This is a genomic window from Nitrosomonas sp. HPC101, assembly GCF_009833125.1.
Taxonomy (GTDB): domain Bacteria; phylum Pseudomonadota; class Gammaproteobacteria; order Burkholderiales; family Nitrosomonadaceae; genus Nitrosomonas.
Window position 1 is genome coordinate 1 of sequence record NZ_QRCC01000021.1, and the last position, 11281, is coordinate 11281.

At 48.4% G+C, this 11281-nt stretch carries 12 protein-coding genes, 1 pseudogene and 1 riboswitch; of the genes and pseudogenes, 7 read left to right on the forward strand and 6 right to left on the reverse strand.

Annotated elements, in window-relative coordinates:
- The first annotated feature begins 9 nt into the window (after window positions 1-9).
- Entirely contained in the window at window positions 10-132 is a 123-nt protein-coding gene (locus ABO04_RS12280; protein ID WP_345853608.1) for an urea transporter, read from the forward strand.
- A 60-nt stretch (window positions 133-192) separates the two neighbouring features.
- On the opposite strand, the gene ABO04_RS11585 is transcribed toward ABO04_RS12280, so the two are convergent.
- The 6 genes and pseudogenes from ABO04_RS11585 to ABO04_RS11610 all read right to left on the reverse strand — a co-directional run bounded on the left by ABO04_RS11585 (window position 193) and on the right by ABO04_RS11610 (window position 6317).
- Entirely contained in the window at window positions 193-618 is a 426-nt protein-coding gene (locus ABO04_RS11585) for a universal stress protein (protein ID WP_160810837.1), read from the reverse strand.
- 32 nt (window positions 619-650) lie between these two features.
- Window positions 651-758, reverse strand: a pseudogene (locus tag ABO04_RS11590) (IS5/IS1182 family transposase); the annotation flags it as partial.
- A gap of 127 nt (window positions 759-885) precedes the next feature.
- The gene (locus ABO04_RS11595) at window positions 886-3216 is read right to left on the reverse strand and encodes a 5-oxoprolinase/urea amidolyase family protein (RefSeq protein WP_345853598.1); all 2331 of its coding nucleotides are present in this window, start codon (window positions 3214-3216) and stop codon (window positions 886-888) included.
- 121 nt (window positions 3217-3337) lie between these two features.
- Window positions 3338-3997: an urea amidolyase associated protein UAAP2 gene (locus ABO04_RS11600; RefSeq protein WP_160810839.1), complete on the reverse strand. Its 660-nt coding sequence runs from the start codon at window positions 3995-3997 to the stop codon at window positions 3338-3340.
- Window positions 3994-4722 (reverse strand): urea amidolyase associated protein UAAP1, encoded by a 729-nt coding sequence (locus ABO04_RS11605; RefSeq protein ID WP_160810840.1) that lies wholly within the window; start codon window positions 4720-4722, stop codon window positions 3994-3996. Before ABO04_RS11605 ends, ABO04_RS11600 begins: the two co-directional genes overlap by 4 nt.
- Before the next feature lie 110 nt (window positions 4723-4832).
- Entirely contained in the window at window positions 4833-6317 is a 1485-nt protein-coding gene (locus ABO04_RS11610; protein ID WP_160810841.1) for an APC family permease, read from the reverse strand.
- Between the two features lie 268 nt (window positions 6318-6585).
- Window positions 6586-6689, reverse strand: a riboswitch (guanidine-I (ykkC/yxkD leader).
- A gap of 243 nt (window positions 6690-6932) precedes the next feature.
- On the opposite strand from ABO04_RS11610, the gene bioA reads away from it, so the two are divergent.
- From bioA to ABO04_RS11630, 6 genes are all read left to right on the forward strand, one after another.
- Entirely contained in the window at window positions 6933-8249 is a 1317-nt protein-coding gene (gene bioA, locus ABO04_RS11615) for an adenosylmethionine--8-amino-7-oxononanoate transaminase (RefSeq protein WP_160810842.1), read from the forward strand.
- A 304-nt stretch (window positions 8250-8553) separates the two neighbouring features.
- Window positions 8554-9369 carry a methane monooxygenase/ammonia monooxygenase subunit C gene (locus ABO04_RS11620; RefSeq protein WP_160810843.1) on the forward strand — a complete coding sequence of 272 codons (816 nt, stop codon included), beginning with the start codon at window positions 8554-8556 and terminating at the stop codon, window positions 9367-9369.
- Window positions 9370-9537: 168 nt separating this feature from the next.
- Window positions 9538-9819, forward strand: a complete 282-nt coding sequence (locus ABO04_RS12195; RefSeq protein ID WP_240141541.1) for a hypothetical protein — start codon at window positions 9538-9540, stop codon at window positions 9817-9819.
- Between the two features lie 63 nt (window positions 9820-9882).
- Window positions 9883-10338 (forward strand): hypothetical protein, encoded by a 456-nt coding sequence (locus ABO04_RS12200; RefSeq protein ID WP_240141542.1) that lies wholly within the window; start codon window positions 9883-9885, stop codon window positions 10336-10338.
- Complete coding sequence (locus ABO04_RS12205; RefSeq protein WP_240141543.1) at window positions 10317-10808, forward strand: hypothetical protein; 492 nt, start codon at window positions 10317-10319, stop codon at window positions 10806-10808. The genes ABO04_RS12200 and ABO04_RS12205 overlap by 22 nt, the downstream gene beginning before the upstream one ends.
- A gap of 89 nt (window positions 10809-10897) precedes the next feature.
- Window positions 10898-11281 (forward strand): urea transporter (locus tag ABO04_RS11630; RefSeq protein WP_193565800.1); only part of this gene is annotated, 384 nt, incomplete at its 3' end.

The following is an 11281-nucleotide window of genomic DNA, read 5'->3' on the forward strand; positions in this document are numbered from 1 at the left end:
TTTACCGTCATCTGTCAGGCCGGCCTGACTGGTTTTCTGACGCCACTTGGCTTGCCCGTACTTACTTTTCCTTTTGTACTGGTAACATGGGTATTTCTGCTCGCAGACAGTCAACGTGCCGGCTTAAAGTGACATGAGCTTTCGACGGATCATTTGCTCTGTAAACAGATGGAGGAATATGCTTGATTCCTGTTATTTGAGTAGTAATACCGGGACAGTTGAAAGCTGAATCAGCTTGCTGGCTACCGAACCAAGCAGCAATCCTTTGATCTCACCCAATCCACGCGGTCCGATGATGATCTGATCACACTGTATTTCCTCGGCAAATTGTACGATCATGGCCACCGGCTCTCCCACAATGACATGGTGTCGATATGCGACACCTGCCTGCTCTAACTTGTTACGTGCCTGTTGCAGGTTTTTCAAGCCTTCTTCCTGATAATAATTGCCGAGTTCTTCCTTGCTGATAAACATGGGAACATTCCCAAACAATGGAATCCGTACATTCAACAGATGAACTTCCGGTTTTTCCCGATACCAGTCGAGCCGCTGCACGAATTCATCCACTGCACGACTGGAGGTTTCAGAACCATCGACCGGCATTAACATTTTTAGCATAGGTACTCTCTTTCACATGTATTTCATCACAGTTTCCATAACTTTCGGTTCTTCTCCAGCCAGACAAAGTTGCGCTCAACCATCCAACGCCTGGGCATGACCTTGAAGGCATGCAGCTCACTACGCCTGGCAATCCGCACAAGTGACAGGCTCGAAATCATTAAACGGTAGATTCAGTAACTCTTCTACTACGGCAACATTTCAGCGTAATGGCGAAACCGCATTCGTATCGAGAACAGTATTTTCCTTGAGCAGATTCCCTTCATCTCAATCCTCCCTGATCAGGAAAAGAATCTGTCTGGCAGTAACTTTGCTTCCCGCCTTGCAGAGTATTTGCTGTACTATGCCACTGACAGGCGCTTTAATGGTGAATTCCATTTTCATCGATTCCAATACAGCGAGATCATCCCCGGCATTCACGTGCTGACCTGTATTCACCAGCAATTTCCACACGATACCGGTTACATGGGTATGTACGGCGCGCGTTCCTGCCGGAACAGAGATATCGCCTGGAGCAGGGGTCTCTTCCAGAATCTCATTGGTGGTGTAATTTTCCTGCCCTTCTGCTTTCCAGCGTTCACGCTCAGCGACGTAGGCGGCCTTCTGTTTCGTTCTGAATGCGTCGATGGAAGCAGCATTTTCCTGCAGAAAATTGTTGTACTGTTTCAGACTGAAACGATCTTCTTCGATACGCAATGTGAATTTTCCGCTCGGAAAATCTCTGCGCATCTCGACCAGTTCAGCTTCTGTCACGGGATAGAATCTTACCTGATCAAAGAAGCGCAGCAGCCAGGGTTTACCTTCCTTGAAATCCTGCGTCTGAATATGCGTATTCCACATCTGTACCGTACGTCCCACCAGCTGATAGCCACCGGGGCTTTCCATGCCGTATACGCACATATAAGCGCCACCGATACCAACCGCATTCTCCGGTGTCCAGGTGCGTGCCGGATTGTATTTGGTGGTAACCAGACGATGTCTGGGATCAACAGGGGTGCCGAGTGGTGCGCCCAGATAGACATCCCCCAGCCCCATCACCAGATAACTGGCATCGAAAATAATACGTCTGACTTCATCGATGTTGTCCAGTCCGTTGATGCGACGGATGAATTCAATGTTGTCCGGATTCCAGGGGGCGTCCTTACGCACCGATTGCATGTATTTCTTCATCGCCAGCTGGACGGATGAATCATTCCAGGAGAGGGGCAGATGCACGATACGTGTCGGTACCTCCATGTTTTCAATCGCAGGCAGTTGTTTTTCCGCAGCAATCAGCGTATCCAGCAGTTTTTTACGGGGCAATAATTTTGCATCGAAACGGATATGCAGTGAGCGAATGCCGGGCGTCAAATCTATGATCCCGGGCAGATCATCACTTTCCATGGCCTGCTGCAGCCATTCCATCAGCGCATGGATACGGAAACGCAGATTGAAATCGAGCGTCATCGGTCCGTATTCCACCAGCAGATTTCTGTCTCCGCCTTGCCGGTAGACTACCTGCACCTGCTCGCTGCTCTCGGGAATAGTGTGCAGAATCGGACCGTCAGTGGTGGCTGTCATTTTTCCACTGCCTGATAGCGGAGCTACCTCCGGCAGATGCAAGCTGCTGATGAGTGCATCCTGAGTTGCTTCCAGTTCTGCTGCTTCATCAGCTGATATCTGACGGAAAGTGATACGGTCACCAGGTCGCAGTTGCCCCATTTTCCACAGTTCAGCGTGCGCAAGGGTTACCAGGCAGACAAAACCTCCCAGACTGGGGCCGTCCGGACCGAGTATTACCGGCAAATCCCCGGTGAAATCCACTGCACCAATGGAATAAGCAACATCATGAACGTTGGAAGGGTGCAATCCGGCTTCGCCGCCATCGGTACGTGCCCATTTCGGTTTCGGACCGATCAGACGCACGCCGGTACGGTCGGAATTATGGTGTACCGTCCACTCGGCAGCGAAGAAATCGGTGATGCTTTCTTCTGTAAAAAAGTCCGGTGCGCCATGTGGGCCGTACAGGACGGCAATTTCCCAGTGATGGGTATAGTGCGGAATGGATGCCTGCGGTAATTCACGCGGGGTATAACCGCTACGATCATCTGCAACGATATTCAGCACATCGTCTGTCTGCAGTATGCGTCCCTCATGTCCGCCAAATTGGCCCAGCATGAATGTAGCCTTACTGCCGAGGTAATCCGGTACCTGAATACCCCCCTGGATTGCCAGATAAACCCGGCTGCCCTGATCCAGCACATCACCGAAAGCAAGTAATGCTCCTGCTTCGACCTTATGCGATTTCCATTGTGCCAATGGCTTTCCGTTCAGACTGACTTCGATTGGTGCGCCTGTTACTGCAATGACAGTGTCACAGTGGATGCGCAGCGTCGGTCCGGCAAAAGTGATTTCAATAGCAGCCTGTCCTTCCGCGTTATCCACCAGACGATTGGCCAGTCTGAGCGCCAGATTGTCCATTGGACCGGAGGGAGGCACGCCGATATTCCAGTAACCCCGCCTGCCCGGATAATCCTGGACAGTCGTTTGTATTCCCGGGACAAGCACATCCATGGTAGATGTCGCTATCTTGTTTATATCCAACGTTTTTTCAGACATTGTTATCTCCATAATCCAGCAATATTACGTTCAGCATCAGACAGAAGGGCTGCCGGATGCTGGAACCCGGTCACTATTACGATTTCGTACTCAGAAATACCTGTACTTGATATACGGGTGATCAATTCCAGACCAGCAGACGAACGGGTGTGGGATTGTAGGCATTACAGGGATTATTCAATTGCGGGCAGTTTGAAATCAGCACCACTATATCCATTTCAGCTCGCATTTCCACATATTTGCCCGGAGCTGATACCCCATCTGCAAACTCCAGTTTGCCCGCCTCGGTAACCGGAACATTCATGAAGAAATTGATGTTGGCCGGAATATCCCGCTTGTTCATGCCGAGCCGCTCACACACCGGATCATGTGCCAGCGCGTGTAAAAAACTGTCACGGCAGCTGTGCATCGGATATTTTTCGAGGGCATAGCGGGTGGTATTGCTTTCAGCGGCACAGGCGCCTCCCACCGTATCGTGCCGCCCGCAGGTATCCGCCGTGATGACGAGCATGACATTACCAAAATTGGAATACAGTTTGCTGCCGGTCGTCAGATACAGGCTATGCTGCCGGCGGATCGTATCGGTGGCACTGTAACGCTCCGTCGCATCATGCGCGTTGTAAAACAATGTATCCACTGCCTGATTACCTTCGAGATCGACGATACGGAATGTTTGCCCCTTTTTGATTTCCTTGACCCACGGTTCCCCTGCGTCACAGATTTCGTTGATAACTGCATGATCAGGATTCAATGTACTTTCAACCAGGTTTTGTGTGTTCATTTAACACCTCCATAAGCATAAAGACGTCGGGTATTCTCCAGGCCGCGGGCATTTTCCGCGATATGTGCACATACTTCCGTTACTGCAGGGGGTGAGGGGAACACTGCCAGGTCAACAGCGCCAGGACGATAGGCTTCTGCTGGATCGAGCGGATGCGGCGCAGCGGATAACACCACCAGCGTATCCATTTCAAACGCCAGATCCACGTGACTGCCGGCCTGACTGTGATTGGTATGAAACTGAAGCTCTCCGGAGGAATCGGCAGTTACCTTGCTGAAAAAATTGATGTTGGATACTACATCACGCTTGCCCAATCCCCATTTTCCAAGCTCGACCAGCATACCGTCGAGCCCATTACGATACATATCGTTACGCAGCTCCTGATAGCGGCCCGTACCATATTTTTGCTGTATCAGCTCAGCATCGCTCAAACCGCATACGGTGTCGTGCCAGCCCACAGTATCTTCGGTGATGCAGCAGAAAATCCGCCCCATGTCGGAATGGCAGGCATGTCCTCTGGTCAGGTGGAATGTATGCTGGGTCTTGAGCGTATCCGCCATGTTGTAACGCTCCAGTTTCTCTTCCAGGTTATAAAACAATACTGCAGCATTGGCTCCGCCCGTCACATCTGTCAGGCGCAAGGTCGTTCCCCGGCGTACAACACCGGACCAGTGGCTGCCACCGGGGAGATGTGTTTCCCAAAGATATGTAGTCATCTGATTCATGTTTTACCTCCTTCTCATCGTTGGATTTTAGTTAACAACCGTACTAAATCAGCTGCTGTAAACAGCATTTCCGCCAGTCTATTTTTGTATGTTATCCACAGCAGTATCGTTCACGATTTTTTCGTCCGACGCTTGTGACCTATTTGCACATGCAGCGTCGTCAGAGCCAATATGGTGCCCAGCACCAACGGTACTGCCCAAAGTTGCCACCAGGGCGCTCCGGGAGCGGCCACATATTCGCGTGGCCAGCCAATATTAATCAGTTCGAATAATGCCCAGGTAAACGCTACGATATTAATCACCAGCCCCCATATTCCCAGCCGGAATGCCCCCAGAGCAGGATTCCAGCGGCCGGTCAGTCGCGCATATAAGCCTACTCCTGTCGTCATGGAAAACATGGCGTACAAGCCGCCTGTGCCGAAGGCAATGATGGTGGCAACGGCTCCGTCATTCAATCCAAAAAGCAGTCCGAGGCCCGCTATGAGTACAGTTCCGCCGATCGCATTGCGTGGCAATTGTGTTCTTTTTGTTACTTGTGAAAAAAAAGCAGGCAGATTGCCTTCACGTGCCATCGAAAAGACGATGCGTGAAACATAGTTGACTACAGATGAGCCACAGGAGAGAAAGGCTGTCATGACGATTATCAGAAACGGTTTCGCAGCCCAGGCGCCTATCGTGCTGGTAATGATCGGCGAGATGGGATCAGATGTAGCACTGGCTTCTACTAATGTTTCATGGTTGACTGACAATGTCAGCGCAGAGGAATTGAAGAGCACCACACTGCCTACCGCCAGCAGAGACAAAAAGATTGCACGCGGAATCATTCTTTCAGGATTATGGGCCTCTTCGGCAATGGTCGAACAGGAATCAAAACCAATGAACGCCCACCCGGCGATGGCCAGTGCAGCAAGGAATGCAGCTATGCTGGAAGGGGCAAGACCCGTCCCAAGATGTTGAAACAACTCTGAAACCGGATAAATACGAAAGAAGAAAAACAGGACCAGTGCGACGCATATCGAGCCAAGTACTTCAGCGCTGACGCCCAATAGATTAATTACCTTGTAAACCTTCTGGTTTACGATGTTGACTGTTGTACAAATCAGTAGAAACACGATTCCCCAGAGAACGGCTGAAGCGCCTTGTGTATCTCCACCGATAACGACTGCAGAAAGCCACATTCCACCCGTATACGCGGTTGTAGTCAGCATGGCGATCGTCGAACTGACATAAATAATTCCTGCGTACTGCCCTGTTCTGGGCCCGATCAGTTGCCGGGACCACTTGTAAGCTCCGCCGGCGATGGGAAATTGCGAGGAAAGCTCGGCATAGACGGTTGCCACCATGAGTTGCATGAACAGACATACGATCAGTGCGGCAATCCATCCCCCTCCTGTCACCAGATTCTGGATGCCGAAAATGGCGTACAAACCTACAACCGGTGATACGACCGAGAACCCCAGTGTGAAACAGTTCCAGACGCTCATGCTGCGGCAAAGTTGTCTTGTTTCGTGCATATCTTCGTATTCTGTTGCAGTTTCGCCAGCCGGTTCGTTATCTGTTACAGAAAACGGGTTTCTTCTTTTTGCTGCTGTCATACAGTTCCTCTCTTTGAAGGTTAAGGATGCTGTGTACTGCTGGAAATAATAAAATGTACTGCCGGGAATTTGTTTGCAGTGCTGGAAAGCCGCAACCAGGGAAGTATCTGAACAGAAAAAGCGGATGTGCAACCGAGTGCAGACTGCCGGTAGCAGTCAGCAATTAACGGAAAAGAACGAACGGGTGAAAGGCTTGCGTGCTGAACAGAAGTATGTGAATGCGACAAATTTTCCATTTTGGATTCCGGAAGTTAATGTATTAAACATAACCTCCCGGGCTTTTATCCCTCCGTGGAGCCCTCTCGCAAGGACCCGAAACTCTCGGACCAGTCACTTTTTCTAAGGAAAGCCGGAACCCTAGTTTCGTAAAACAGCTGTACTTCTAGTTGTTTTATCTGTGATGGGATGTCGATTGGTTTTAACCATTACAGATAAAGCAAGTCGATAATTATATACACCGAAATTTTTAAAAGACAAGAAAAATATTATTTGTCAATAGAAAGGAACTGGATGTTCAGTATGAACTACTTATAATAGGCTCTGTTGATTTATTCAACAAATTTCAATTATTTCGGTATTTGTATAACTAATTATTATAAGAGGGATTTCAAGCCCGTGAACGATAAAAAATCAGCTATGCGCGGTCACCGTGCCATCTGGCATCCCTGCACCCAGATGAAATATCATGAAGAATTTCCTCCTGTACTGATTACCAGAGGGGAGGGTGTGTGGCTGTACGACGCAGATGGCAAACGCTATCTGGATACCATCAGCTCCTGGTGGGTCAATCTGTTCGGACATTGTAATCCCCGTATCAATGCAGCCATCATCGATCAGCTCGGTAAGCTGGAGCACACCATGCTGGCCGGATTGGCGCATGAACCAGTCGTCAAGCTGTCGGAGCGGTTGAGTATGATCACCCCGGGCGATCTCAACCATTGTTTCTACGCCAGTGACGGTGCATCGGCCAATGAAATTGCGCTCAAAATGAGTTTTCATTACTGGCAGCAAAGCGGTTTCCCCGAGAAAACTCAATTCGTCAATCTGCAAAACGGCTATCACGGGGAAACACTGGGCGCTTTGTCGGTCACAGATGTCCCCATTTTCAGACAAGTCTACGCCCCGCTGTTACGCCCTGCACATCCGGTCCCGACTCCTGACTGGCGCTTTGCCGAATCAGGAGAAACTCCGGAAGCGCATGCGTTGAAGACTGCCGCCGCCCTGGAAAGCTATCTCTCACAGCACCATGCCAGCACAGCAGCGCTGATTCTGGAACCGCTGATACAGGGGGCAGTCGGGATGGGGATGTACCATCCGGTTTATTTGCAAAAAGCCCGGGAAATTTGTGATACCTACCAGGTTCATCTGATCGCGGATGAAATTGCAGTGGGATTTGGTCGAACAGGCACCCTGTTTGCATGTGAACAGGCAGCAATCACGCCGGACATTATGTGCCTTGCAAAAGGGTTGAGCGGAGGCTACCTGCCACTGTCAGTTGTCCTGACCAATGATATGATTTATCGTGCGTTTTACAGTGATCAAACCAGCCAGGCTTTTCTCCATTCACACTCGCACTCCGGTAATGCATTGGCCTGCCGTGCTGCTCTGGCCACGCTCGATATTATTGAACAAGACAATGTGATTGAAACGAATCACCACAAAGCTGATTTTTTCAATCAGTGTTTGCAGTCCGTCCGGACACATCCAAACGTCAGACATTTTCGTAACTGCGGTATGATCTGGGCGTTTGAAGTGGACAACCCCGGATCAGATTTCACAAACAGGTTTGCGCAAATGGGGCTGGAACGCCAACTCCTGATACGTCCGATGGGAAATTCGGTCTACATCATGCCGCCGTACATCATCAACACAGAAGAAATGGAGTTTATGGCCCAGGCTATTCTGTATATTCTCAATGAAATATCAGCATAAGCTGCTCGTTCATCGCCCGGAGCAGTAAAAGTTGAAAATATTTCCAATTGAACTTTTTTGTGATAACTTAATTCTACTTTTCAAGTTCTGTAAGTATTGTGTAGAGTAGCCATTGCTCTGCGGAATACAAAAAAAGCAGAGCTTGTGATTCCCTCCTTCGGACTCTGAGTATCCGTCAAGTAGCAGGACTCCTGAATTCCCGTCCAAAAATCCTCTTCAGTTGCAAAACTGAATAACCAAGGAAAGCAGGACTCTGAACACTCGTCCAATTGCTTATTTCGTCAATGAAATAGGAGGTATTGCAATGTCCACGACAATTGGAACTGCAAATGCAGTACGGACAGAATCAAGTAAAAGCTATGACATAGCATTATGGTACGACTCCATATTTTATAAATTTGGTCTGGTATCAATGCTGGCAGTAGCAGTATTCTGGGTTTGGTATCAGCGTTACTTTGCTTATTCACACGGCATGGATTCGATGGAACCCGAGTTTGATCGCGTGTGGATGGGGTTGTGGCGCATACACATGGTGCTCATGCCATTGTTTGCGCTGGCTACCTGGGGCTGGATCCTGAAAACACGTGATACCAAAGAGCAGCTGGCCAATCTGGATCCAAAACTGGAGATCAAACGTTATTTTTACTTCATGATGTGGCTGGGTGTATACGTTTTTGGGGTGTATTGGGGAGGCAGTTTCTTTACTGAACAGGATGCATCCTGGCACCAGGTAATTATTCGTGACACCAGTTTCACTCCAAGTCACATAGTTGTGTTTTACGGGTCTTTCCCAATGTATATCGTTTGTGGTGTAGCCACCTATCTTTATGCAATGACCCGTCTTCCATTGTACGCAGAAGGGATATCGTTCCCATTGGTTATGGCAATTGCAGGACCCCTCATGATCCTTCCCAATGTCGGCTTCAATGAATGGGGTCATGCATTCTGGTTCATGGAAGAGCTCTTCAGTGCGCCATTACACTGGGGGTTTGTAGTATTGAGCTGGTCGGGTCTGTTTGCAGGAGGTGTTGTAGGACAGATTATCACGCGTTTCTCAAATCTGACTGATGTCGTCTGGAATAACCAGAGCAAAGACATCCTCAACCGGGTAGTCGAATAATCCCTGAACCCGTTTGATTCAATATGCCATCGCACACTCCAGCTTTTACGGGGTGCGTGATGGCATTTGTATTTATATCTGCGATCTGCATAAACCTCTCAGTATTGTCACAACTATCCAATCTGACAGATCAGGTCACAAGCACGAAAAAGAGACAGCATCATATATATGGAAAATGATTATCGTGACAAAGAAAATATTTTTGCCGTATGCAAATTTTCTATGACAGCGATGCTGATAAGCATATCTCTAATAAATTCACCTGATATTTACCCCATGGATATGTCTGTCAAACCGATTTCTGAAAAACTCCGGATACAAACAGATGAAACCAGGTGGATCTGCCTGGGAGCAGGTTTTCGTGGAACAGGGCTATGGACGGAAAACCAGGAATCCGGAAATCTGAAAGGTGACTTTGCCATCGACAATGTAAGACTCTATCTAAATTGACAATTCCATAGCTATCTGAAATTTGAAATCAATTCAGAATGTTTCTATTGCTCTAATCCGGATATGCGGACCTACAACGTTCTCGATGCAATCATGAAATTTGAGTTCAATCGTTATCTCAATCTCTGGGGGGGACGAATGCTGGTGCCCACGGAACGGGGTGAGCTGAATGGCCCTTTTTTTCATGCCACTCATGATGGTTTCAAAACACCATTCTTTTCCCAGGATTTTAGTGCCAAGTTCGGTAATGGTGGTGCAGGTCGTTATGGCCGTGACGACGGAGTAACGCTGTGGGGCAATATGGAACCTGGTTTTATCAGAGGTACGCTGGGTTATACATTCGGAGTTTACAGGGGACTGCAATCATCCGGGTTTGCCGGACCGAATCAGAGGGGCAGCATTTTAACAGCTGCACGCTTTACCTATAATTTTCTGAATCCGGAAAAAATCCCGGTTATTACACTGCGAGTACTTACTATGGTCAGGCAGGTGATATTTTGGCACTGGCATTTGGTATGACCTACCAGAAGAACGGGGCAGGGTTATTTAATCACCGCAGTGATTTTCTCGGTCTGGTTGGCGATATATTGTTCGAGAAAATATTACCCAGAACGATGGGTGTCGTCACTGTAAATGCTGAGTACAAACAGTTCTATGCAAATTATTCAACTGCTGCATTCACCGATCCGGATTGCTTCTGCATATTCGATGGCAAATCCTGGACTGTAACCGGGCTGTATCTGATACCGGTCAAAGTGGGTATCGGGAAATTTCAGCCATACGGCAAGTTCACTCGTGTTCAACCAAATCATAGTAGTAATCGGGATGAAGTCGAGACTGGCATAAATTATGTCATTGACGGCTTCAATGCACGTATCTCGACTTATTATCAACACGGTGATCTGTTTACCAAAGGGTTGAACTATGCACCCGATGCAGCAGGCCGTGCAGTTGATGGCTTCAAAATCTCTTTCCAGTTACAGATATAAAAGACTGTTGTATCTATAGGCAGGGTACAGTTGAAAGCCATAACACATAAAAACAGGATGAATCATCCCTTCATGTTCATAAATCTGCAATGACTCTCATAGATTGGTCTTTATCCATTGACAGGGCAATACCCAGGCCGTTTCGTGCTCTCCTGAGAGGAGTGGGGCAAGTATTTTTCTGTTGTAATGCCGTCACTGGTCTGATTTTTCTGGTGGCTCTGTACATTGGGGGTGTAACAGCTGGACTGGCTGCAACTGCAGGTGTTTTCAGCAGTACGATTGCGGCTCATTTGTTCAGATTTCCGGAAAAGGATATCGATGCGGGACTGTATGGTTTCAATGGAACACTGGTAGGTCCCTGCCTGTTTCTGTTCCTGGAAAATTCTCCCCAACTCTGGTTGTATGTGGTGCTTGCCTCGATACTATCAACTATAGTACTGGCAGCTTTGATGAGAATTCTGCAGCCTTATGAT